The following is a 23,397-nucleotide window of genomic DNA, read 5'->3' on the forward strand; positions in this document are numbered from 1 at the left end:
TTTGTATTTGGGCGCCCGGCGTGCAAACCTCGCCGGATGCCTCACCGCCAGCCAAACCGCGCTGCCATGAACACTCTGCCTTCCGCCCTGGCCACTCCCGCGATCTCGGCACTGAACCACCTGCTCGAGCAGGAGCCGTGGGCCCGCAACCAGCTCGTGCCGTTTGCCGGGCGCGTGATCCGCTTCGATGCCGCCGCCTTCGTGCTGTCGCTGAAGGTGACCGAGCACGGCGGTACCGAGCTGGCGCCGGAAGCCGAGGCCCCGGCGGTGACGCTGCGCGTGCCGGTGCAGCAGTGGCCGCTGGTTGCCGCCGATGTCGCCGAAGGCGGCCAGGCCGCGGCCATGCGCCATGTGCGCATCGAAGGCGATGCCGAGCTGGCCAATACCGTGTCGGCGCTGGCGCGCAACCTGCGCTGGGATGCCGAGGAAGACCTGTCCCTGGCGCTGCGCGGCATCATGGGCGGGCCGCTCAGCGACAGCGTGGCGCAGCGCGTGGTCGGCGGCGCGCGCCAGGTCCACGAACAGGCCATGCGCGTCGGCCGTGCGCTGGTCGACAACGTCACCGATTACCTGCTGGACGAGCAGCCGACGCTGGTGCGCCACGCCGCGCTGGACGCCTTCGGCGCCGACGTGGGCCAGCTGCGCGACAGCCTGGCGCGGCTGGAGAAGCGGCTGGAAAAGCTGGAGCGCGCCTCCGTGCCAACCACCCCCGCCACGCCCGGCCAACTGCCGTCGCCGCACCGTTGAGCGCGGCCGCGCCCGCATCCATCCTGTGCCAACCGCTACCCTGACTGCCCGCCCCGGCCCCGAGAAGACTCCCGAATGACCCGCCTCCTGCGCCTTGGCAAGATCATCTTCGTCATCCTTTATTACGGCCTGGACGAGCTGGTGCTCTCCGGCTTCAGCAACCGCAAGATCCGTTTCCTGGTGCGCGTCATCACCATCGGGCGCAAGCTCGACATGCCGCGCGGCGAGCGCCTGCGGCGGGCGCTGACGGCGCTGGGGCCGATCTTCGTCAAGTTCGGCCAGGTCCTGTCGACGCGGCGCGACCTGATGCCGCCCGACATCGCCGATGAGCTGGCCAAGCTGCAGGACCAGGTGCCGCCGTTCGACTCGGTGGTGGCGGTGAAGATCATCGAGCGCTCGCTGGGCCGCCAGATTTCGGCGCTGTTCGAGACCTTCGAGCACCAGCCGGTCGCCAGCGCGTCGATCGCACAGGTCCACTTCGCCACGCTCAAGGGCGGCCCCAACCATGGCCGCGAGGTCGCGGTGAAGGTGCTGCGCCCGGGCATGCTGCCGGTGATCGACAGCGACCTGGCACTGATGCGCGACATGGCCACCTGGCTGGAGCGCTTCTGGGCCGACGGCAAGCGCCTGAAGCCGCGCGAGGTGGTCGCCGAGTTCGACAAATACCTGCACGACGAACTCGACCTGATGATCGAGGCGGCCAATGCCAGCCAGCTGCGCCGCAACTTTGCCGATACCAACCTGCTGCTCGTGCCCGAAGTGTTCTGGGACTGGTGCAGCAGCTCGGTGTTCGTGATGGAGCGCATGCACGGCATCCCGATCTCGCGCACCGAATCGCTCAAGGCGGCCGGCGTCGACATGCACCAGCTGGCCGAGGAGGGCGTCGAGATCTTCTTCACCCAGGTATTCCGCGACGGCTTCTTCCATGCCGACATGCACCCGGGCAACATCCTGGTGTCGGTGCAGCCGGAGTCCTTCGGCCGCTATATCGCGCTGGACTTCGGCATCGTCGGCGCGCTGTCGGAGTTCGACAAGAATTACCTGGCGCAGAACTTCATCGCCTTCTTCCGCCGCGATTACCACCGCGTGGCGCTGCTGCACGTGGAATCCGGCTGGGTGCCGCCCGAAACCCGCGTGGAAGAGCTGGAAAGCGCGGTGCGCGCCTGCTGCGAGCCGTATTTCGACAAGCCGCTCAAGGAAATCTCGCTGGGCATGGTGCTGATGCGCCTGTTCCAGACCTCGCGCCGCTTCAATGTCGAGATCCAGCCGCAACTGGTGCTGCTGCAGAAGACGCTGCTCAATATCGAAGGGCTGGGCCGCCAGCTCGACCCTGACCTGGACCTGTGGAAGACCGCCAAGCCGTTCCTGGAGCGCTGGATGTACGAGCAGGTGGGCTGGAAGGGCGCCTGGGAGCGGGTCAAGGTGGAGGCGCCGCAGTGGGCCAAGATGCTGCCTGACTTCCCGCGCCTGGCGCACCAGTTCCTGGAGCGCCGCGCGCTGGCCGGCAACGGCGAGAACGACAAGCTGCTGGCGCAACTGGTGGCCGAGCAGCGCCGCACCAACCGGCTGCTGGGCACGGCGTTGTTGCTGGTGGGCGGCTTTGTCGCCGGCATCGTGCTGACGCACGTGCTGGCCTGGGGCGGCTACTGGTAGGCCGGCCTCGCCGCCAGCGCACCCCCATCCCCCTTATGTAAGGACCGAGTGGAGACCATGCCGGACATGCCCAAGCCCGCCCCCGTCCCTGCCTTCAGCACCCGCGACGCAGCCGACCCGTCGTTCTGGGACGAGCGTTTCGCGCAGAACTTCACACCCTGGGACGCGGGCGGCGTGCCCGAGGAATTCCGCCAGTTCATCGCCGGCCAGGCGCCGTGCCCGACGCTGGTGCCCGGCTGCGGCAACGGCTGGGAGGCGGCCTGGCTGTTCGAGCAGGGCTGGCCGGTGACGGCGATCGACTTTTCGGCGCAGGCGGTGGCCTCGGCCAAACGCGCGCTCGGCCCGGCGGGGGTGGTGGTGCAGCAGGCCGATTTCTTCGCCTTCACGCCCCAGCCGCCGTGCCAGCTGGTCTACGAGCGTGCCTTCCTGTGCGCGCTGCCGCCGGCGATGCGCGCCGACTATGCCGCCCGCGTGGCCGACCTGCTGCCGCCCGGCGGCCTGCTGGCCGGCTATTTCTACCTGGGCGAGACCCGTGGCGGACCGCCGTTTGCGATGCCCGGGGCCGAGCTGGATGCCTTGCTGGGGCCGGCCTTCGAGCGCCTGGAAGACCGCCCCTCGGCCGCCCCGTTGCCGGTGTTCCAGGGGCAGGAGCGCTGGCAGGTCTGGCGCCGGCGGCCCGTCTGAAGGCCTGCCGCCAGGGCCTTGTGGCGACAGCGATGCACGGCGTGGCGCATTTGCGCCACTGGGGAATTTTTTTGGCCCGCGCCGGTCTGCGTCGCTATAATCCGCGTTTTGATTCGGCTACGACCGCAGGCCCTGCCGCGTCCGTCCCGCCACGGGATGGCACGCCAAGAAGCTCCTCACGCGGCCCCGACCGATGAATTGGACTCCGGGCAGGCGCCCCTGACGTATCAGGAAAGCCGCCCGGCATTCGGTTTTTCGCCACAAGGGCACTTTCTGCATAGGGCAGCGGCATGCTGATCTGGTTCGTCATCATCTACTGGGTAATCTCGGTCGGCATCGGCCTGTGGGCGGCGCTGCGCGTACGCAACACCACCGATTTCGCCGTCGCCGGGCGCAGCCTGCCGTTCCATATCGTCACCGCCACCGTCTTTGCCACCTGGTTCGGCTCCGAGACCGTGCTGGGCATCCCGGCCGTGTTCCTCAAGGAAGGGCTGTCGGGGGTGGTATCCGACCCGTTCGGCTCGTCGATGTGCCTGATCCTGGTGGGCCTGTTCTTCGCCCGGCCGCTGTACCGGATGAACCTGCTGACCATCGGCGACTACTACCACAACCGCTACGGCCGGCTGGCCGAGGTGCTGACCACGCTGTGCATCGTGGTCTCGTACCTGGGCTGGGTGGCGGCGCAGATCAAGGCGCTGGGGCTGGTGTTCTATACCGTGTCGGACGGCGCGCTGTCGCAGGAGGCCGGCATGATGATCGGCGCGGCCAGCGTGCTGGTTTATACGCTGTTCGGCGGCATGTGGTCGGTGGCGATCACCGACTTCATCCAGATGATCATCATCGTTATCGGCATGATGTATATCGGCTACGAGGTCAGCGGCCAGGCCGGCGGCGTCGCGGCGGTGGTGTCGCACGCGGCCGCGGCGGGCAAGTTCGAGTTCCTGCCGGCGCTGGATTTCGTGCAGATCATCGGCTTCGCCGCGGCGCTGTTCACCATGATGCTGGGCTCGATCCCGCAGCAGGACGTGTTCCAGCGCGTGACCTCGTCACGCACCGAGCTGATCGCAGGCCGCGCCTCGGTGCTCGGCGGCGTGCTGTATTTCTGCTTCGCCTTTATCCCGATGTTCCTGGCGTATTCGGCCACGCTGATCGACCCGGGCATGGTGGCCAAGTACATCGACACCGATTCGCAGCTGATCCTGCCGCAGCTGATCCTGCAGCACGCCCCGATGTTCGCCCAGGTGATGTTCTTCGGTGCGCTGCTGTCGGCGATCAAGAGCTGCGCCTCGGCAACGCTGCTGGCGCCGTCGGTGACCTTTGCCGAGAACATCCTGCGCCCGTACTTCCGCCATCTCGACGACAGGCAGTTCCTGCGCGTGATGCAGGCCGTGGTGCTGGTGTTCACCACGCTGGTGACGCTGTTCGCGCTGAACTCGCACCTTTCGATCTTCCATATGGTTGAAAATGCCTATAAGGTCACACTGGTGTCGTCGTTCGTGCCGCTGGCCTTCGGCATGTTCTGGAAGCACGCCACGCGGCAGGGCGGCCTGGCCGCAATCCTGCTGGGCCTGTCCTCGTGGCTGACCTGCGAGGTCGCTTTCGCCGATGCGGTGGTGCCGCCGCAGATGGTCGGCCTGCTGTTCTCGATCAGCGGCATGGTGGTCGGCTCCTTGCTGCCGCAGTGGATCGCGGATCACGCGCCGGTCAAGGAAGTGCATATCGCCTGACCCGGCGGCGCCGGCAAGCGCCGGCAGGGCTCCGATAGCCCTTCATTTCCGGCCATCAGCCAGCCACAGAACGGTTTATAATTCAAGGCTTTGCATCGCCATGCGGGACGGCTTGCGCGGGTTTCCGCGCTTCCCGGCACCGGCGGCGATGCCCGCCCTTGTACCGATTTCCGTAGTTTTCTCGCGAAAAGACACCATGCCGATCTATGCCTACCGTTGCGACGCCTGCGGCCACGGGCGCGATGTGCTGCAAAAAATGAGCGATGTCCCGCTGACGGACTGCCCGTCGTGCGGCGTCGCCGGTTCGTTCAAGAAGCAGCTGACCGCGGCCGGCTTCCAGCTCAAGGGCTCGGGCTGGTACGTGACCGACTTCCGCGGCGGCAGCGGCGGTGCCAGTGCACCGGCTGCGGGCGGCGCGGCTGCCGGCGCGGCTGCGGCCAGCGCCCCGGCGGCGGCCGAATCGTCGGCCAGTCCGTCGGCCAGTTCGTCGGCCCCGGCCAGCACGGCCGCCGCCGCGCCTGCCGCCGGCGGTTGCGGCAGCGCGTGCGCCTGCCACTGATCCGGGTCGCCACGTGGTCGCCAAGAAGACTTCCGCCCTCAAGACCTGGTTCCTGACCGGTCTGCTGGTGCTGGTGCCGCTGGGCATCACGCTGTGGGTACTCAGCCTGATCATCGGCACGATGGACCAGAGCCTGGCGCTGCTGCCCGAGGCCTGGCGCCCGGACCGGCTCATGTTCGGCAAGCGCGTCACCGGCCTGGGCGCCATCCTGACGCTGCTGTTCATCCTGCTGGTCGGCCTGCTGGCGCATAACTTCATCGGCCAGCGCCTGGTGCGCTGGTGGGAAGCGCTGCTGGGCCATATCCCGGTGGTCGGCCCGATCTACACCAGCGTCAAGCAGGTGTCGGACACGCTGCTGTCGTCGTCGGGCAATGCCTTCCGCAAGGCGCTGCTGGTGCAGTACCCGCGCGAGGGCTCGTGGACCATCGCCTTCCTGACCGGCCGCCCCGGCGGCGACGTGCAGAACCACCTGCAGGGCGAGTACGTCAGTGTCTATGTGCCGACCACGCCTAACCCGACCTCGGGCTTCTTCCTGATGATGCCCAAGGCCGACACCATCGAACTCGACATGACCGTCGACGCCGCGCTCAAGTACATCGTCTCGATGGGCGTGGTGGCACCGACCGAACTGCCACGCAAGAATGGCGGCGCACCCACGCCGCCGCGGCCGCCGGCCAGCCGCGCCAGCAGCGAGGAAACGGTCGAGACGACCGATCCTTAAGCACTCAAACTGATACGAGCCGCCCGATCCGCTTCGGGCGGCAGCGTTTTACCGGGAATTTCCATATGTCCTCCATGCGTACTCACTACTGCGGTCTGGTGACCGAACAATTCTCGGGCCAGGAAGTGGCCCTGACCGGCTGGGTCCAGCGCCGCCGCGACCATGGCGGCGTGATCTTCATCGACCTGCGCGACCGCGAAGGCCTGGTGCAGGTGGTGTGCGACCCGGACCGCCCCGAGATGTTCAAGGCCGCGGAAGAGATCCGCAATGAGTTCTGCATCCGCGTGACCGGCAAGGTGCGCCCGCGCCCGGCCGGCACCGAGAACGCCAACCTGACCTCGGGCAAGATCGAAGTGCTGTGCCACGAGCTGACCGTGCTGAACCCGTCGGTCACGCCTCCGTTCCAGCTCGACGACGACAACCTGTCGGAAACCACCCGCCTGACGCACCGCGTGCTCGACCTGCGCCGCCCGCAGATGCAGTACAACCTGCGCCTGCGCTACAAGGTGGCGATGGAAGTGCGCAAGTTCCTGGACGCCCAGGGCTTCATCGACATCGAGACCCCGATGCTGGGCAAGAGCACGCCCGAAGGCGCGCGCGACTACCTGGTGCCGTCGCGGGTGAACCCGGGCCACTTCTTCGCGCTGCCGCAGTCGCCGCAGATCTTCAAGCAGATGCTGATGGTCTCGGGCTTCGACCGCTACTACCAGATCACCAAGTGCTTCCGCGACGAAGACCTGCGCGCCGATCGCCAGCCCGAGTTCACGCAGATCGACTGCGAGACCTCGTTCCTGACCGAGCAGGAGATCCGCGACCTGTTCGAAGACATGATGCGCACGGTGTTCAAGAACGCCATCGATGTCGACCTGGACAGCAAGTTCCCGGTGATGGAATTCCGCGAAGCCATGGCCCGCTTCGGCTCGGACAAGCCTGACCTGCGCGTCAAGCTGGAATTCACCGAGCTGACGGAAGTGATGAAGGACGTCGACTTCAAGGTGTTCTCGGGTCCGGCCAACAGCGACAACGGCCGCGTGGTCGGCCTGCGCGTGCCGGGCGGCAGTGCCATCTCGCGTGGCGAGATCGACGCCTACACCCAGTTCGTCGGCATCTACGGCGCCAAGGGCCTGGCCTGGGTCAAAGTCAACGAAGTGGCCAAGGGCCGTGACGGCCTGCAGTCGCCGATCGTCAAGAACCTGCACGACGCCGCCATTGCCGAGATCCTGAAGCGCACCGGCGCCCAGGACGGCGACATCATCTTCTTCGGCGCCGACAAGGCCAAGGTGGTCAATGACTCGATCGGCGCCCTGCGCCTGAAGATCGGCCATTCCGACTTCGGCAAGGCCAACGGCCTGTTCGAGGACACCTGGAAGCCGCTGTGGGTGGTGGACTTCCCGATGTTCGAGTACGACGAGGAAGACGCCCGCTGGGTCGCCATGCACCACCCGTTCACCAGCCCCAAGGACGAGCACATGGAATACCTGGAGACCGACCCGGGCAAGTGCCTGGCGAAGGCCTACGACATGGTGCTGAACGGCTGGGAAATGGGCGGCGGCTCGGTCCGTATCTTCCGCTCGGAGATCCAGAGCAAGGTGTTCCGCGCGCTCAACATCAACGACGACGAAGCCCGTGCCAAGTTCGGCTACCTGCTGGACGCGCTGCAGTATGGCGCGCCCCCGCACGGCGGCCTGGCCTTCGGCCTGGACCGCATCGTCACGATGATGGCCGGCGCCGACTCGATTCGCGATGTGATCGCCTTCCCGAAGACCCAGCGCGCCCAGGACCTGCTGACCCAGGCCCCGAGCTCGGTCGACGAAAAGCAGCTGCGCGAGCTGCATATCCGCCTGCGCGCCGCCGAGCCGAAGCCGAACGCCTGAGCCGCTCAAGCCTCTGGGTAAAGAAAGCCGCGCCGATGCGCGGCTTTTTTGCTTTCTGCGCAATACCGGCCTGCGCCGCGGTGCCGTCTGCAGCGCTTTGGTTTCGATTTGTTACCGGTAGGAACGAAGCCCGCGGCGGCCGTGTCTCCTTTCTTTGACACGTAATTTGTCGAGGGGCCCCGCGATGAAGGCTCCCGGCGCATGGGAGAAATTCGTGAACCTGAACCTGGATACCGAACTGATCCGCCAGTTCCTGCTGGCCCACCAGGAAACCATCCTGACCTGGCTGGTGGCGGGGCTGGTGATGCTGCTGCTGGCCCGCTTCGAGTTGCGCCGCGCCCAGCGGCGCGCGGCGGTGGCCATGTCCGAAGCGGTGGCGACCACCGTGGCCGCGTGCGTGCCAGATATCGCCCATGCCGTGCAGGCCGCATCGCCGCAGCCGCTGGCCGAGCCGGTCGAGATGCAGCGGGCCGACGCGCTGCGCCGGCTGGCGCTGGACACCGTTGGTGCGGTCATGACGCGCGGGCGCTGGCTTGATGAGCTGGGCAACCTGCGCCTGGCCGACGACGCGCTGCTCGACGGCCAGCGTGCCGGCGGCGCCGACCCGCTGCTGGTGGTAGCGCCGCAGCCGGCGGTGCAGGCCTACCTGGCGGCCCAGCGCGTGTTCGAGGACGAGGCCGCGCAGGTGCAGGGGCTGCGCCGCGATGCCCAGCGCCACGGGGAGGCGCTGCAGGCGCTGGACGCCGAGGCCGCACATATCGAGCAGGAGACGGGCAGCATCGTGCTGCGCTTCGAGCAGGTCAATGCGCAGGCGGCCCAGGGCGTCGATGGCGGCGATTACCAGCGCTTCCTGATCCAGAAATACAACGCACTGGGCCAGCGCGAGAAGGAAATCGCCCAGGAACGCGCCCGCCTGCAGGCCCAGGCGCGGATGAGCGCCGACGCGCTGGCCGAGCGCGCCCACGCCGCTTCGCGCCGCTACCGCGAGGCGCTGGCGCCGCTGATGGAACAAATGCGGGCCGCATGGGGCCATGGCGATTCGCCGCAGGTGTTCGACACCTGGCAGCGCAATGGCAGCGAGCCGGGCCGCGAGCCGGGCATCGAGCCGTACCTGGCGCCCCACGCGCCTGCGCGCAACGCGGCCTGAGGCAAGGCCATCCGTCTCAGGGGCAGCGCTTTCGCGTGGCAAGCGGGCGTGGCTGCGCTATCCTTGGGTTTGTCCTTTCGCCCAGTCCCATGCCCTACAAGATTCCGGAATCCGTGCTGGTCGTGATCTACACGCCAGATCTTCAAGTCTTGCTGCTGGAACGCGCCGATCGTCCGGGATTCTGGCAGTCCGTGACCGGCAGCCTCGACACCCTGGACGAACCGCTGGCAGTGACCGCTGCGCGCGAAGTGGCAGAGGAAACCGGCATCATCGCCGGCGAACACCTGCTGGCCGACTGGGGCCATTCGATCCAGTACGAGATCTACCCGCAATGGCGGCACCGTTATGCCGAGGGTGTCATGCGCAATACCGAGCACTGGTTCGGCCTGCGCGTGCATGGAGCGCTGCCGGTGACGCTGGCGCCACGCGAGCACCTGCAATACAGGTGGCTGCCGTGGGAGCAGGCCGCCGCGCAGTGCTTCTCCAGCAGCAACGCCGAAGCCATCCGCCAGCTCGCATGGCGCTCGGCCGGTGCCGCCGGGCAGCAGGCGCTATGCGGGGCGCAGCCATGAAACTGCGCGTGGTCACCTACAACATCCACAAGGGGGTGACCGGCCTTTCGCGGCGCCCGCGTATCCAGAACGTGCGGGCTGGCCTGCATGCGATGGATGCGGATATCGTCTTCCTGCAGGAAGTGCAGGACCGCAACGATCGCCTGGTGGCGGCGGCGCTGTTCGATCCCGACCATACCCAGCTCAACTACCTGGCGACCGATGCGTACCCGCATTCGGTCTACGGGCGCAACGCGGTCTATGACTACGGCCATCACGGCAACGCGATCCTGTCGCGCCATCCGATCCTGATGTCCGAAAACCTCGACATTTCCGACCACCGTTTCGAGCAGCGCGGGTTGCTGCATGCGGTGGCGGACATCAAGGGCATCGAGACCCACCTGATCTGCGTGCATTTCGGCCTGTTCGCCCGCAGCCGCGCCCGCCAGGCCGAGGCGCTGGTCGAACGTGTGCGCAACGTGGTGCCCGAGGGTGTGCCGCTGGTGATCGCCGGCGACTTCAACGACTGGAACCACCGGCTGGATGCGCAGATCTGCAATACGCTGCATGCGGTCGAGGCGTCGCACGCGCGGGGCGCGCGGCTCCATACGTTCCCAAGCCATATGCCGTGGTGGCAGCTTGACCGGATCTACGTGCGCGGCTTCGAGATCGAGCGCGCTCACGCGCTGACCGGGCGGGATTGGGCGCAGCGGTCGGACCATGTGCCGCTGGTGGCGGAGCTGGGGCATCCGCAAGGTGAGGCGGTGGAAGCCGTCGCGGAGCAGCGGGAAAAGGCCGCCTGAGGGCGTCCTGCCACAGTCAGCACAGTCAGCACGGTCAGCACAGTCAGCGGCTTGAATAGTCGCGGATAAAGGCGAAGACGGCGTCGGCGTCGTTCAGGTCCAGCACCGGCAACGACGTCATCGCGGCGGCGGCAGCCACGTTGTCGCTCGCCACCGCGACCACGCCGGGCACCTCATCCCACAGCGGCGTACGACCCAGTCCGGGCCGGAACACCTCCAGCTTGGGGAAATCGCTGCGCTTGTAGCCCTCAACCAGTACCAGGTCGGTGTCGGACGGCAGCACCGCCAGCGCATCGTCCAGCTCGGGCGACGGCACTGCCTCGGGGTAATGCCGCATCAACGTCAGGTGGCGCGCGCCGACCAGCACGACGTTGGCGCAGCCGGCCTCGCGCATGCGCCAGGAATCCTTGCCCGGCGTGTCGGGATCGAAGCCGTGGTGGGTGTGCTTGACGCCGGCCACGCGCAGGCCGGCGGCGACAAAACGGGGGATCAGCTGGTCGAGCAGCGTGGTCTTGCCGCTGCCGGACGAGCCGGTGATGCCGAATACCTTCACGATCGGTTCCGTGGGGGCGCGTCGATGATGGCGACGACGATAGCAGAGATCCGCGCACATGTGCACGTGGCGCCTTCCGGACGGCATTCTGTCCGATAATCTCGGCATGTCACGGATATCCCACTCCGAGCGGCCGACAACCGCCGCTGGCACTGCCGAATACATCGCCGACGGGCAACGCCATCGCATGCTGCGCTGGACCTGGCGCCGCGGCAAGCCGACCGGCGGCAACACCGTGCGCCTGCTGCACGGCGGACAAGACTTCTTTCCCGCGCTGATCGCCGCGATCGACCAGGCCGTGTTCCAGGTGGTCCTGGAAACCTACATCTATGCCGACGACGACATCGGCCGCGCCGTCAGCGACGCGCTGATCCGCGCCGCCGCGCGCGGCGTCTCGGTGCGCGTCACCGTCGACGGCTTCGGCGCCGGCGACATGCCCGCCGCGATGGCCGAGCGCCTGAGCGGGGGCGGCGTGCAGTTACGCGTGTACCGCAAGCTGCGCGGCTTCCGGCTGGCCCGTCGCCACCTGCGCCGGCTGCACCGCAAGCTGGCGGTGATCGACGGGCAGGTGGCCTTCGTCGGCGGCATCAACATCATCGACGACCTCAACCACGGCCCGTTCGAGGGTGCGAACCTGGGGCCGCGCTACGACTTCGCGGTGCAGGTCAGCGGCCCGCTGGTGGACCGCATCGCGCTGACCGCCGAAAGGCTCTGGTGGCGGCTGGCGCTGCGCGACACGCACGGCGGCGGCCGCGCCGCAGCGGTGGCGGACTATCCGCTGCTGACCGACCTGCCGCCGCGCGCCGAGCCCACCGGCGGCGTGCGCGCGGCGCTGCTGCTGCGCGACAACCTGCGCAACCGCCGCACCATCGAGCGCGAATACCTGCGCGCGCTGGGCGCCGCGCGCCAGGAGGTGATCCTGGCCAACGCCTACTTCCTGCCGGGCCACAAGATGCGCCGCGCGCTGCTGGCCTGCCGCGCGCGCGGCGTGCGCGTGCGGCTGCTGCTGCAGGGCATGGTCGAATACCGGCTGCAGCACTACGCCACGCACGCGCTCTATGCCTCCTTGCTGGAGGCCGGCGTCGAAATCTACGAGTACGCGGAGAGCTTCCTGCACGCCAAGGTCGGCGTGGTCGACGAAGCCTGGGCAACGGTGGGTTCGAGCAATATGGACCCGTTCAGCCTGCTGCTGGCGCGAGAAGCCAACGTGGCCGTTTATGATGCTGCCTTCGCCGCGGAACTGCGCACGGCGCTGGAACGCGCCATTGCGCACCGCAGCGTGCGGGTCATGCCTGAAGCCCATGCAAGGCGCTCGCCGCTGCACCGGGTGGCGAACTGGACCGCGTACATGCTGCTTCGGCTCGGCGTGATCATCGCCGGCGTCACGGGGCGCTACTGAACCGGTTAGCGCTGTGCGATTGCTGCCATGCGGCAACGCACGGCCTGCAACCCGTTGCGTCGCCTTGCGTGACGGGCATGCTGCATTGCGGCCCGTTTAGAAACACGGGTCTAATTAAAAGCTTGAAGGTCGACTGCTGCGCCAGAATAATCTGAACGACCGTTCTTTTTTGGCTTAGACTGCGTGCATTCGCGGTATGCAGCGGCAAATTCGCCAGCGTCCGCAAACAAAATGCAACGTCAGGGTCATACGCACAGGCCGCAGCAGGGCCTTTGCAGAACGGAGAAATAACATGCGACACCAGTCAGCCCGTCTCGAATCCGCCGCCACTTCCCCCGCGCCCATGCGCAAGGGTGAGATGACTCGCGTGGCGATTCTGGATGCCGCACTGGAACTGTCGTCCCGCGACGGGCTTGAAGGTCTGACCATCGGCCTGCTCGCGGAACGCATGCAGATGAGCAAGAGCGGCGTCTTCGCGCATTTCGGTTCGCGCGAAGACCTGCAGGTGGAGGTGGTGCGGGAGTATCACCGCCGGTTCGAGCAGGAGGTCTTCTATCCCTCCCTGCAGGAGCCGCGCGGACTGCCCCGGCTGTGGTCGATGGTGCGGCGCTGGATGGAGAAGCGCATCCAGGAAGTGACGACTGGATGCATCTACATCAGCGGCGCCGTGGAGTACGACGACCGCACTGGCAGCCTGGTGCGTGACGAGCTGGTCAAGAGCGTCACCATCTGGCGGGCAGCGCTGAATCGCGCCATCGACCAGGCCAAGGAAGAGGGGCATTTGCGCGCGGATTGCGATCCGCGCCTGATGTTGTTCGAGATGTATAGCCTTGAACTAGGCTTGCATCATGACGCCCGTTTCCTGCGCCTGCCTGACAGTGCCGAGCTTGCCATGGTCGCGCTCAACAAACTGATTCAGTCTTACCGTACCTGAGGCCGTCGGGTCGGACCGGTTCGCGAGCAGCGAGGCGGGCGGCGTGGCGGCATCGTATAACTCCAAGGAGTCTCTGATGGGCCAGTACACCGCACCGTTGCGCGACATGCAGTTCGTGCTCCACGAACTGCTCGGCGCCGAAGCCGAACTCAAGGCGATGCCGCCGCACGCGGACATCGACGCGGACACCATCAACCAGGTCATCGAAGAAGCCGGCAAGTTCTGCTCGGACGTGGTGTTCCCGCTCAACCAGGTGGGCGACCGCGAGGGCTGCACCTATGTCGGCGACGGCGTGGTCAAGGCCCCCACCGGCTTCAGGGAAGCCTACCAGCAGTACGTCGAGGCCGGCTGGCCGGCGCTGGCGTGCGACCCGGCCTTTGGCGGCCAGGGCCTGCCGATCGTGGTCAACAACGTGGTCTACGAGATGCTGAACTCGGCCAACCAGGCGTGGACCATGTACCCGGGCCTGTCGCACGGCGCCTATGAGGCGCTGCATGCGCACGGCACGCCCGAACTGCAGCAGGCCTACCTGCCCAAGCTGGTGTCCGGCGTCTGGACCGGCACCATGTGCCTGACCGAGCCGCACTGCGGCACCGACCTGGGCATCCTGCGCACCAAGGCAGAACCGCAGGCCGACGGCTCCTACCTGATCACCGGCACCAAGATCTTCATCTCCGCCGGCGAGCACGACCTGGCCGAGAACATCATCCATTTGGTGCTGGCGCGCCTGCCGGACGCTCCTGGTGGCACCAAGGGCATCTCCCTGTTCGTGGTGCCCAAGTTCATTCCCGATGCCGGCGGCAACCCGGGCGAGCGCAACGGCATCCAGTGCGGCTCGATCGAGCACAAGATGGGCATCCACGGCAACGCCACCTGCGTGATGAACCTGGACGGCGCGCGCGGCTGGCTGGTGGGCGAGGCCAACAAGGGCCTGAACGCGATGTTCGTGATGATGAACGCCGCGCGCCTGGGCGTGGGCGCGCAGGGCCTGGGCCTGACCGAGGTGGCATACCAGAACTCGGTCGCCTACGCCAAGGACCGCCTGCAGATGCGCGCGCTGACCGGCCCGAAGGCGCCGGAGAAGGCCGCCGACCCGATCATCGTGCACCCCGACGTGCGCCGCATGCTGCTGACCCAGCGCGCCTACGCCGAAGGCGGCCGCGCTTTCAGCTACTGGACCGCGCTGCAGATCGACCGCGAACTGTCGCACCCGGACGAAGCCGTGCGCAAGCAGGCCGGCGACCTGGTCGCGCTGCTGACCCCGGTGATCAAGGCCTTCCTGACCGACAACGCCTTCACCTCGACCAACGAAGGCATGCAGGTGTTCGGCGGCCACGGCTACATCTCCGAATGGGGCATGGAGCAGTACGTGCGCGATGCCCGCATCAACATGATCTACGAAGGCACCAACACGATCCAGGCGCTGGACCTGCTGGGCCGCAAGATCCTGGGCGACATGGGCGCCAGGATGAAGGCCTTCGGCAAGATCGTGCAGGAGTTCGTGGAAGAAGAGGGCACCAACGAAGCCATGCAGGAGTTCGTCAACCCGCTGGCGGACCTCGGCGACAAGGTGCAGAAGCTGACCATGGAAGTCGGCATGAAAGCCATGGGCAATGCCGATGAAGTCGGCGCCGCCGCCGTGCCGTACCTGCGCGTGGTGGGCCACCTGGTGTTCTCGTACTTCTGGGCGCGCATGGCCAAGATCGCGCTGGAGAAGGAAGCGAGCGGCGACAAGTTCTACACGGCCAAGCTGGCCACGGCGCGCTTCTACTTTGCCAAGCTGCTGCCGGAAACCGCCGGCGAGATCCGCAAGGCACGCGCGGGTTCGGCATCGCTGATGGCGCTGGACGCGGATCTGTTCTGACTGCCGGGGCGGCTTCCTTTGCCGACCGGTTTGATCCCCTCTCCCAGAGGGAGAGGGGAGAAAGCCGACCGCCAACGGAAGCGCCCGAAGAAACTTTCACCTCAACGCTCACTAATCCAGGAGCGAGCATGTCCAATTTCATCGTCAAGAAAGTCGCCGTGCTGGGTGCCGGCGTCATGGGGGCGCAGATCGCCGCCCACCTGATCAACGCGCGCGTGCCCGTGGTGCTGTTTGACCTCCCAGCAAAAGAAGGCCCGAAGAATGGCATCGCGCTGCGCGCCATCGAGAACCTGAAGAAGCTGTCGCCCGCGCCGCTGGGGATCAAGGACGAGGCCGGCCTGATCCAGGCAGCCAACTACGAAGACGATATCGCCCTGCTCAAGGAGTGCGACCTGGTGATCGAGGCGATCGCCGAGCGCATGGACTGGAAGCACGACCTGTACAAGAAGGTCGCGCCGCACCTGGCCTCGCACGCGATCTTCGCCACTAACACCTCGGGCCTGTCGATCACCGCGCTGTCCGACGGGTTAGGGGGGGGAAATGCGGACCACCTGAAGTCGCGCTTCTGCGGCGTCCATTTCTTCAACCCGCCGCGCTACATGCACCTGGTCGAGCTGATCCCGACCGCGACCACGCAGCCGGAGATCCTCGACAAGCTGGAAGCCTTCCTGACCACCACGCTCGGCAAGGGCGTGGTGCGTGCCAAGGACACGCCCAACTTCATCGCCAACCGCGTCGGCATCTTCTCGATCTTGGCCGTGTTCGCCGAGGCCGAGAAGTTCGGCATCCCGTTCGACGTGGTCGACGACCTGACCGGCTCCAAGCTGGGCCGCGCCAAGTCCGCCACCTTCCGCACCGCGGACGTGGTCGGCCTGGACACCATGGCGCACGTGATCAAGACCATGCAGGACAACCTGCACGACGACCCGTTCGCGCCGGTGTACAAGACCCCGGCCGTGCTCAAGGGCCTGGTCGATGCGGGCGCGCTGGGCCAGAAGACCGGCGCCGGCTTTTACAAGAAGGAAGGCAAGGCCATCAAGGTGCTCGACGCCAAGACCGGCCAGTACGTCGAGTCGGGCAGGAAGGCCGACGAGATCGTCGTGCGCATGCTGAAGAAGGAACCGGCCGAGCGCATCAAGCTGCTGCGTGAATCGACCAACCCGCAGGCGCAGTTCCTGTGGGCGGTGTTCCGCGACGTGTTCCACTACATCGCCGTGTACCTGGAGCAGATCGCCGGTTCCGCCGCCGATATCGACCTGGCGATCCGCTGGGGCTTCGGCTGGAACTCGGGCCCCTTCGAGGACTGGCAGTCGGCTGGCTGGAAGCAGGTGGCGGAGTGGGTCAAGGAAGACGTGGCCGCGGGCAAGGCACTGTCGGCTGCGCCGCTGCCGGCATGGGTCTTTGACGGCCCCGTCGCCGAGCGCCAGGGCGTGCATAACGCCGAAGGTTCGTGGTCGCCGGCGACGCAGTCGTTCGTCGCGTGCAGCACGCTGCCGGTGTACCAGCGCCAGGTGTTCCGCGCCGCGCTGAAGGGCAGCGAAGCGGTCGATCCGCGCAAGGCGGGCCGCACCGTCGAGGAAAACGATGCCGTGCGCATCTGGGTCAGCGACGGCCAGGACGACGTGCTGGTGGTGTCGTTCAAGAGCAAGATGAACACCATCGGCCCGGACGTGATCGACGGCCTGACCCGTGCCGTCGACCTTGCCGAAGCGCAGTACAAGGGCCTGGTGGTGTGGCAGCCGACTTCGCTGCAACTCGGCGCGCCGGGCGGTCCGTTCTCCGCGGGCGCGAACCTGGAAGCGGCGATGCCGGCCTTCATGATGGGCGGCGCCAAGGGCATCGAGCCGTTCGTGAAGAAATTCCAGGACGGCATGATGCGGGTGAAGTACGCGTCGGTGCCGGTGGTGTCGGCGGCGTCCGGCATCGCGCTGGGTGGTGGCTGCGAGCTGATGCTGCATTCGGCGGCACGCGTGGCCGCGCTGGAAACGTATGTCGGCCTGGTTGAGGTCGGCGTAGGCCTGGTCCCGGCCGGCGGTGGCCTGAAGGAAGCCGCGCTCGCCGCTGCACGCGCCGCGCAGGCAGCTGGCAGCACCAACTACCTGCAATTCCTGACCAGCCGCTTCCAGAGCGCGGCGATGGCCAAGGTATCCGCATCGGCGCTGGAAGCGCGCCAGATGGGCTACCTGCAGCCGTCCGACAAGGTCGTCTTCAACGTGCATGAACTGCTGCACGTGGCGCAGAACGAAGTGCGCGCGCTGGCCGACGCCGGCTACCGCGCGCCGCTGCGGGCGCTGGTGCCGGTGGCCGGCCGCTCGGGCATCGCCACCATCAAGGCATCGCTGGTCAATATGCGCGACGGCGGCTTTATTTCCGCGCATGACTTCCTGATCGCCGCCCGCATTGCTGAAGTGGTGTGCGGCGGCGACGTCGAGGCCGGCTCGCTGGTCAGCGAAGACTGGCTGCTGGCGCTGGAGCGCAAGGCCTTCGTCGACCTGCTGGGCACCGGCAAGACGCAGGAGCGCATCATGGGCATGCTGCAGACCGGCAAGCCGGTGCGTAACTAACCAGGCAAGCGAGGAACCGACATCATGAAACAACTGCAAGACGCATACATCGTCGCGGCCACCCGCTCGCCGATCGGCAAGGCCCCCAAGGGCGCGTTCAAGAACACGCGCCCGGACGACCTGCTGGCTACCATCCTGAAGGCCGCGGTGGCACAGGTGCCGGACCTGGATCCGAAGCTGATCGAGGACGCCATCGTCGGCTGCGCGATTCCTGAAGCGCAGCAGGGCCTGAACGTGGCGCGTATCGGCGCGCTGCTGTCGGGCCTGCCGAACACCGTGGGCGGCATCACCGTCAACCGCTTCTGCGCCTCGGGCGTAAGCGCGGTGGCAATGGCCGCCGACCGCATCCGCGTGGGCGAATCCGATGTGATGATCGCCGCCGGCATCGAGTCGATGAGCATGGTGCCGATGATGGGCAACTCGCCGTCGATGTCGCCGTCGATCTTCGAGCGCGACGAGAACGTGGGCATTGCCTACGGCATGGGCCTGACCGCCGAGAAGGTGGCGCAACAGTGGCAGGTCAGCCGCGAGGACCAGGACGCGTTCTCGCTCGCTTCGCACCAGAAGGCCATCGCCGCGCAGCAGGCGGGCGAGTTCAAGGACGAGATCACGCCGATCGAGATCGTCGAGCGCTTCCCGGACCTCGCCAGCGGCCAGGTCAGCGTGAAGACGCGCACCATCTCGCTGGACGAAGGCCCGCGCCCGGAAACCTCGCTGGAAGGCCTCGGCAAGCTGCGCCCCGTGTTCGCCAACAAGGGCAGCGTCACCGCCGGCAACAGCTCGCAGACCTCGGACGGCGCGGGTGCGCTGATCCTGGTCTCGGAAAAGATCCTCAAGCAGTTCAACCTGGTGCCGCTGGCGCGCTTTGTCTCGTTCGCGGTGCGCGGCGTGCCGCCCGAGATCATGGGCATCGGCCCGAAGGAAGCGATCCCGGCCGCGTTGAAGGCCGCCGGCCTGACGCAGGACCAGATCGACTGGATCGAACTGAACGAAGCGTTTGCCGCGCAATCGCTGGCCGTGATGCGCGACCTCGATCTTGATCCCGCCAAGGTCAACCGCATGGGCGGTGCGATCGCACTGGGCCACCCGCTGGGTGCGACCGGTGCGATCCGTTCGGCCACGGTGGTGCATGCGCTGCGCCGCCACAACCTGAAGTACGGCATGGTGACCATGTGCGTCGGCACGGGCATGGGCGCCGCAGGGATCTTCGAGCGCGTATAAACGCGCCTGCGGGACGGTGTTCCGGGGGGGAGGCCGTCCCGCCCTTCTGTCAGGTGAGGAGAGCAGTACCGGGGGCTGCCGCCCGCGACCGCGGGTCACCAGCAGGGAGGAGACAACACTATGCAGGAGACAGCCATCCTGGCCGATGCCGCGTGCGACTTGCCGCGCGACATCCTGGCCGCGCTGAAGGTCCACACCATTCCGTTCCGCATCCGCGCGGGCGAACGCTTTGTCGCCGACACGCGCGATGAAGACGCACTGCCCATGCTCTACCAGCAATACCTGGTCGGCCGGCAGGACCACTACGCCGAATCCATTCCGCTGCTCGAACGCGAGCTGGAAGAACACCTGCTGCGCAACGTGGTCACGCAATGCGACCGCGCTATCCTGTTCACCATCGCCAGCGCGCGCAGCAAGCTGTACGCGCATGCGAGCGGCGCCGTGATCGGCACCGTGGCGCGCAGCGTGCGGCTGCGCAAGGAAGCGGGGCGTGCGGGGCTGTTCGACCTGACCGTGATCGACACCGGCGCGATCGGCCCGGGCCAGGCGCTGATCGTGCGGGAAGCCGCGCGCATGGCCATGGGCGGGGCCAGCCCGCAGGCAGTGCGCGACGCTGTTGAAACGCGCCTGCGCGATGCCGCCCACATGTTCCTGGTGCCGGACGAACTGCTCTACATGTACACCCGCGCGCGCCAGAAGGGCGAGGGCAGCATCACCTGGGGCCGCTACGTGATGGGCAGTGCATTCAATATCCGGCCGGTGGTGCGCATGCATCGTGGCCATACCGAAGCCATCGCCAAGGCGCGCGGCTCGGAAGACGGCGCACGCCGCGTGCTGCAGCATGCAGAACAGTGCATCCGCGGCGGCGCCCTGCTGGTGCCGGCGATCTCGGTCTGCTACGCCGGTCCCCTCGACGACGTGCGCGCGATGCCGGCATACCAGTCGCTGGCACATACCGCGCGCAGCCAGGGCGTCGAGCTGATGCTGGCGCCGATGAGCCTGACGGTGGCGCTGAATGTCGGTGCGCGGGCGTTCGGGCTGAGCTATCTTTCCGAATCGCCGCCGCCTTTCGATTAAATCCCACAGACGAGGACACCATGAGCATCCGTACCAGCATCGAGCAGGGCATCCTGACGCTCGAGTTCGACCGCATCGACAAGAAGAACGCCATCACCGCGGCGATGTACCAGGCGCTGGCAGACGCGCTGCGCGCGGCCGAGACCGATCGCAACGTGCGTGTGATCCTGCTGCGCGGCAAGCCGGAGATCTTTACCGCCGGCAACGACCTGGAAGACTTCATGCAGCGCCCGCCGACTTCGGGCGAGGGCACCGGGCAGGCGCCGGTGTTCCAGTTCCTGTACCAGATCAGCCATGCCAGCAAGCCTATCGTCGCGGCGGTCAGCGGCGCCGCGGTCGGCGTGGGCACCACCATGCTGCTGCATTGCGACTTCGTCTATGCGTCGGACACGGCCAAGCTGTCGCTGCCGTTCGTGCAGCTGGGGCTGTGCCCGGAGGCGGCATCGAGTCTGCTGCTGCCGCGCCTGGTCGGCTACCAGCGCGCCGCCGAGAAGCTGATGCTGGGCGAGGCGTTCAACGCGCAGGAAGCGCTGGAAATCGGTCTGGTGACGCGCGTGCTGCCGGCGGCGGAACTGCACGACTTCGCGTTGCAGCAGGCGCGCAAGCTGGCGGCGCTGCCGGCTTCGTCGCTGCGCGAGACCAAGCGCTTGATGAAATCCGGCGCGATGGCCGAAGTGGAAAAGCAGATGGCCGACGAGGGCGCGGTGTTCCGGCGCATGCTGGTGGCGCCGGAGGCGAAGGAGGCGTTCAACGCGTTCTTCGAAAAGCGGAAGCCGGATTTTACGAAGTTCGAGTGAGGGGCGGAGGGACTTCCCTCTACCACTTTCTTCCCCCTCTCTCCCGCTTTGCGGGAGAGAGGGGGAAACCCGCGACGATTGTCGCCCTCAAGCCGTCGGCAACACCCGCGGCTGCCGCGACTCATCCGTCGCCACATAAGTCAGCGTAGCCTCGGTCACCTTGACGATCTCATTGCTATGCCGCATCCGCTGCGCATAGACCTCCACCTCGACCGTGATCGAAGTACGCCCGGTCTTGACGATATCGGCGTAGAAACTCACCAGGTCGCCCACGAACACCGGGTGCTTGAACAGGAAGGAATTGACCGCCACGGTCGCGACACGCCCCTGTGCGCGCTCGACCGCCGGGATCGACCCGGCAATATCCACTTGCGCCATGATCCAGCCGCCGAACACGTCGCCGTGCACATTGGCGTCGGCAGGCATCGGCACCACGCGCAGCGCGGGATTCTTGCCGGCGGGCAGGGCGGGGACGGTATGGGGAGCGTTCATGACAGTATGCGGGTGGACTTCTGAAGGGGGGCGCGGGCCGCGGCGAAAAACCCTTCGCCTGCCGCGCAATGCGATTCCTGCGACAATCGCGCATTGGCCCGAATTCTAACGTATGCGCCGCTATTCCACGACCGCCGAGCAGGCCCCTGATGGTGCCCGAGACGCCGCCTCGGTCAAGCTCTTTCCCGGCCAGCGCGCCCCGCGCAGCGACTGGCAGACCGTCCGCAACCTGCTGCCCTACGTCTGGCACTACAAGTGGCGCGTGATGCTGGCGCTCGCCTGCCTGGTCGCGGCCAAGGTAGCCAACCTGGGCGTGCCGGTGCTGATGAAGCGCCTGATCGACAGCATGAACCTCACCGCCGGCGACCCGCGCGCCCTGCTGGTGGTGCCGGTCGGGCTGATTGTCGCCTACGGCATGTTGCGGCTGTCGGCGACGCTGTTCACCGAGTTGCGGGAAATCCTCTTTTCCAAGGTCACGCAGAGCGCCGTGCGCGAGATCGCGCTGCAGGTGTTCCGCCACCTGCATGCGTTGTCGCTGCGCTTCCACCTGGACCGGCAGACCGGCGGCATGAGCCGCGACATCGAGCGCGGCACGCGCGGCATCCAGTCGCTGATCTCGTACTCGCTGTACAGCATCCTGCCCACGCTGGTCGAAATGGCGCTGGTGATCGGCTTTTTCGTGCTGCATTACGACATCTGGTTCGCGGCGATCACGGGCTGCGCGCTGGTGAGCTATATCGTCTTCACCATCGTCGTGACGGAATGGCGCACGCACTTCCGCCGCAAGATGAACGAGCTGGATTCGCGCGCCAACCAGAAGGCGATCGATTCGCTGCTGAACTTCGAGACCGTCAAGTACTTTGGCAATGAAGAGTACGAGGCCCGGCGCTATGACGAAAACCTGTTCAAGTACCGCGCCGCGGCGATCCGCTCGCAGAACTCGCTGTCGCTCCTGAACTTTGGCCAGCAGGTCATCATCGCCGTCGGGCTGATCCTGATCCTGTGGCGCGCCACCGTGGGCGTGGTCGACGGCAAGCTGACGCTGGGCGACCTGGTGCTGGTCAATACGCTGATGATCCAGCTCTACATTCCGCTGAACTTCCTTGGCGTGATCTACCGCGAGATCAAGCAGGCGACCACCGACATGGACCGCATGTTCGTGCTGCTGGGCACGCACCAGGAAGTGGCCGATGCGCCCGGCGCGCAGCCGCTCAAGGTCAACGGCGCGCAGGTGCGGTTCCGCGACGTGCGCTTTGGCTACGAGCCGGACCGCACGATCCTGGACGGCGTCGATTTCAATATCGCGGCCGGCACCACCACCGCGGTGGTCGGCCACAGCGGCTCGGGCAAGTCGACGCTGGCGCGGCTGCTGTTCCGCTTCTACGACGTCAACAGCGGTGCCATCGAGATCGACGGCCAGGATATCCGCGCGATCACGCAGGAAAGCCTGCGCCGCGCCATCGGCATCGTGCCGCAGGACACGGTGCTGTTCAACGACAGCATCTACTACAACATCGCCTACGGGCGCCCGGAGGCCACGCGCGAAGAAGTCATCGCCGCGGCGCAGGCGGCGCAGATCGACGCCTTTATCCGCGAGCTGCCGCAGGGCTACGACACCCCGGTGGGCGAGCGCGGCCTGAAGCTGTCCGGCGGCGAGAAGCAGCGCGTGGCGATCGCGCGCACGTTGCTGAAGAACCCGCCGGTGCTCGTCTTTGACGAGGCCACCTCCGCGCTGGATTCGCGCACCGAGCAGGCGATCCAGGCCGAGCTGATGCGGCTGGCGCAGAACCGCACCACGTTGCTGATCGCGCACCGCCTTTCCACCGTGGTGCATGCCGACCAGATCCTGGTGATGGACCATGGCCGCGTGGTGGAACGCGGCACGCATGCCGAACTGATGCGCGCGCGCGGCCGCTATGCGGAGATGTGGGACATCCAGGCCCGTGCCGCCGCGCAGGGCGGCGAGGCCGAACGCAGCGCGGACGCGCTCGCCGTCGACGTTGGCGATGCCACGCAGGACGCATAGCGCA

General features: G+C 67.0%; 20 protein-coding genes. 18 read left to right on the forward strand and 2 right to left on the reverse strand.

Annotated elements, in window-relative coordinates:
• Positions 1–66 precede the first annotated feature (66 nt).
• The 10 genes from CTP10_RS01985 (at position 67) to CTP10_RS02030 (ending at position 10,466) form a co-directional block, all read left to right on the forward strand.
• A complete protein-coding gene (locus CTP10_RS01985; RefSeq protein WP_116317087.1) occupies positions 67–747 on the forward strand; it encodes a ubiquinone biosynthesis accessory factor UbiJ in 681 nt (226 codons plus the stop codon).
• 75 nt (positions 748–822) lie between these two features.
• A complete protein-coding gene (ubiB, locus tag CTP10_RS01990) occupies positions 823–2,400 on the forward strand; it encodes a ubiquinone biosynthesis regulatory protein kinase UbiB (RefSeq protein WP_116317088.1) in 1,578 nt (525 codons plus the stop codon).
• Positions 2,401–2,466: 66 nt separating this feature from the next.
• Entirely contained in the window at positions 2,467–3,084 is a 618-nt protein-coding gene (locus CTP10_RS01995) for a methyltransferase domain-containing protein (RefSeq protein ID WP_116317814.1), read from the forward strand.
• 290 nt (positions 3,085–3,374) lie between these two features.
• Positions 3,375–4,811 carry a sodium:solute symporter family protein gene (locus CTP10_RS02000; RefSeq protein WP_116317089.1) on the forward strand — a complete coding sequence of 479 codons (1,437 nt, stop codon included), beginning with the start codon at positions 3,375–3,377 and terminating at the stop codon, positions 4,809–4,811.
• Between the two features lie 196 nt (positions 4,812–5,007).
• Positions 5,008–5,370, forward strand: a complete 363-nt coding sequence (locus CTP10_RS02005; protein WP_116317090.1) for an FmdB family zinc ribbon protein — start codon at positions 5,008–5,010, stop codon at positions 5,368–5,370.
• 13 nt (positions 5,371–5,383) lie between these two features.
• The gene (locus tag CTP10_RS02010) at positions 5,384–6,091 is read left to right on the forward strand and encodes a DUF502 domain-containing protein (RefSeq protein WP_116317091.1); all 708 of its coding nucleotides are present in this window, start codon (positions 5,384–5,386) and stop codon (positions 6,089–6,091) included.
• A 65-nt stretch (positions 6,092–6,156) separates the two neighbouring features.
• Positions 6,157–7,965 carry an aspartate--tRNA ligase gene (gene aspS / locus CTP10_RS02015; protein WP_116317092.1) on the forward strand — a complete coding sequence of 603 codons (1,809 nt, stop codon included), beginning with the start codon at positions 6,157–6,159 and terminating at the stop codon, positions 7,963–7,965.
• A gap of 220 nt (positions 7,966–8,185) precedes the next feature.
• Complete coding sequence (locus CTP10_RS02020) at positions 8,186–9,112, forward strand: hypothetical protein (protein ID WP_116317815.1); 927 nt, start codon at positions 8,186–8,188, stop codon at positions 9,110–9,112.
• An 89-nt stretch (positions 9,113–9,201) separates the two neighbouring features.
• Positions 9,202–9,684, forward strand: a complete 483-nt coding sequence (gene nudB, locus CTP10_RS02025) for a dihydroneopterin triphosphate diphosphatase (protein WP_116317093.1) — start codon at positions 9,202–9,204, stop codon at positions 9,682–9,684.
• A complete protein-coding gene (locus tag CTP10_RS02030) occupies positions 9,681–10,466 on the forward strand; it encodes an endonuclease/exonuclease/phosphatase family protein (protein WP_116317816.1) in 786 nt (261 codons plus the stop codon). Before nudB ends, CTP10_RS02030 begins: the two co-directional genes overlap by 4 nt.
• 43 nt (positions 10,467–10,509) lie before the next feature.
• On the opposite strand, the gene mobB is transcribed toward CTP10_RS02030, so the two are convergent.
• Complete coding sequence (gene mobB / locus CTP10_RS02035) at positions 10,510–11,019, reverse strand: molybdopterin-guanine dinucleotide biosynthesis protein B (RefSeq protein ID WP_116317094.1); 510 nt, start codon at positions 11,017–11,019, stop codon at positions 10,510–10,512.
• A gap of 106 nt (positions 11,020–11,125) precedes the next feature.
• Between mobB and clsB the strand changes: the two genes are divergently transcribed.
• The 7 genes from clsB (at position 11,126) to CTP10_RS02070 (ending at position 20,875) form a co-directional block, all read left to right on the forward strand.
• On the forward strand, positions 11,126–12,418 hold the full coding sequence (gene clsB, locus CTP10_RS02040; RefSeq protein WP_442875102.1) for a cardiolipin synthase ClsB: 1,293 nt from the start codon (positions 11,126–11,128) through the stop codon (positions 12,416–12,418).
• A gap of 343 nt (positions 12,419–12,761) precedes the next feature.
• Entirely contained in the window at positions 12,762–13,352 is a 591-nt protein-coding gene (locus CTP10_RS02045) for a TetR/AcrR family transcriptional regulator (RefSeq protein ID WP_063236773.1), read from the forward strand.
• Between the two features lie 76 nt (positions 13,353–13,428).
• Positions 13,429–15,216 carry an acyl-CoA dehydrogenase C-terminal domain-containing protein gene (locus CTP10_RS02050; protein ID WP_116317096.1) on the forward strand — a complete coding sequence of 596 codons (1,788 nt, stop codon included), beginning with the start codon at positions 13,429–13,431 and terminating at the stop codon, positions 15,214–15,216.
• A 128-nt stretch (positions 15,217–15,344) separates the two neighbouring features.
• On the forward strand, positions 15,345–17,780 hold the full coding sequence (locus CTP10_RS02055; RefSeq protein WP_116317097.1) for a 3-hydroxyacyl-CoA dehydrogenase/enoyl-CoA hydratase family protein: 2,436 nt from the start codon (positions 15,345–15,347) through the stop codon (positions 17,778–17,780).
• Between the two features lie 21 nt (positions 17,781–17,801).
• Positions 17,802–19,001: an acetyl-CoA C-acyltransferase gene (locus CTP10_RS02060; protein ID WP_116317098.1), complete on the forward strand. Its 1,200-nt coding sequence runs from the start codon at positions 17,802–17,804 to the stop codon at positions 18,999–19,001.
• A 120-nt stretch (positions 19,002–19,121) separates the two neighbouring features.
• Positions 19,122–20,078 carry a DegV family protein gene (locus CTP10_RS02065; protein ID WP_116317099.1) on the forward strand — a complete coding sequence of 319 codons (957 nt, stop codon included), beginning with the start codon at positions 19,122–19,124 and terminating at the stop codon, positions 20,076–20,078.
• Between the two features lie 20 nt (positions 20,079–20,098).
• A complete protein-coding gene (locus tag CTP10_RS02070) occupies positions 20,099–20,875 on the forward strand; it encodes an enoyl-CoA hydratase (RefSeq protein WP_116317100.1) in 777 nt (258 codons plus the stop codon).
• Positions 20,876–20,962: 87 nt separating this feature from the next.
• Here CTP10_RS02070 and CTP10_RS02075 read toward each other — a convergent pair whose 3' ends face one another.
• A complete protein-coding gene (locus CTP10_RS02075) occupies positions 20,963–21,367 on the reverse strand; it encodes an acyl-CoA thioesterase (RefSeq protein WP_063236959.1) in 405 nt (134 codons plus the stop codon).
• Positions 21,368–21,479: 112 nt separating this feature from the next.
• Here CTP10_RS02075 and CTP10_RS02080 point away from each other — a divergent pair, with 112 nt between their 5' ends.
• Entirely contained in the window at positions 21,480–23,393 is a 1,914-nt protein-coding gene (locus CTP10_RS02080) for an ABCB family ABC transporter ATP-binding protein/permease (protein ID WP_116317101.1), read from the forward strand.
• Positions 23,394–23,397: the final 4 nt, after the last annotated feature.

Origin of the sequence: Cupriavidus sp. P-10, assembly GCF_003402535.2 — a bacterium.
Lineage (GTDB): Bacteria > Pseudomonadota > Gammaproteobacteria > Burkholderiales > Burkholderiaceae > Cupriavidus.

Coding starts and splice junctions, on each gene's coding strand:
- CTP10_RS01985 (WP_116317087.1), top strand. CDS start 67: ATGAACACTCTGCCTTCCGCCCTGGCCACTCCCGCGATCTCGGCACTG.
- ubiB (WP_116317088.1), top strand. CDS start 823: ATGACCCGCCTCCTGCGCCTTGGCAAGATCATCTTCGTCATCCTTTAT.
- CTP10_RS01995 (WP_116317814.1), top strand. CDS start 2,467: ATGCCCAAGCCCGCCCCCGTCCCTGCCTTCAGCACCCGCGACGCAGCC.
- CTP10_RS02000 (WP_116317089.1), top strand. CDS start 3,375: ATGCTGATCTGGTTCGTCATCATCTACTGGGTAATCTCGGTCGGCATC.
- CTP10_RS02005 (WP_116317090.1), top strand. CDS start 5,008: ATGCCGATCTATGCCTACCGTTGCGACGCCTGCGGCCACGGGCGCGAT.
- aspS (WP_116317092.1), top strand. CDS start 6,157: ATGTCCTCCATGCGTACTCACTACTGCGGTCTGGTGACCGAACAATTC.
- nudB (WP_116317093.1), top strand. CDS start 9,202: ATGCCCTACAAGATTCCGGAATCCGTGCTGGTCGTGATCTACACGCCA.
- CTP10_RS02030 (WP_116317816.1), top strand. CDS start 9,681: ATGAAACTGCGCGTGGTCACCTACAACATCCACAAGGGGGTGACCGGC.
- clsB (WP_442875102.1), top strand. CDS start 11,126: ATGTCACGGATATCCCACTCCGAGCGGCCGACAACCGCCGCTGGCACT.
- CTP10_RS02045 (WP_063236773.1), top strand. CDS start 12,762: ATGCGCAAGGGTGAGATGACTCGCGTGGCGATTCTGGATGCCGCACTG.
- CTP10_RS02050 (WP_116317096.1), top strand. CDS start 13,429: ATGGGCCAGTACACCGCACCGTTGCGCGACATGCAGTTCGTGCTCCAC.
- CTP10_RS02055 (WP_116317097.1), top strand. CDS start 15,345: ATGTCCAATTTCATCGTCAAGAAAGTCGCCGTGCTGGGTGCCGGCGTC.
- CTP10_RS02065 (WP_116317099.1), top strand. CDS start 19,122: ATGCAGGAGACAGCCATCCTGGCCGATGCCGCGTGCGACTTGCCGCGC.
- CTP10_RS02070 (WP_116317100.1), top strand. CDS start 20,099: ATGAGCATCCGTACCAGCATCGAGCAGGGCATCCTGACGCTCGAGTTC.
- CTP10_RS02075 (WP_063236959.1), bottom strand. CDS start 21,367: ATGAACGCTCCCCATACCGTCCCCGCCCTGCCCGCCGGCAAGAATCCC.
- CTP10_RS02080 (WP_116317101.1), top strand. CDS start 21,480: ATGCGCCGCTATTCCACGACCGCCGAGCAGGCCCCTGATGGTGCCCGA.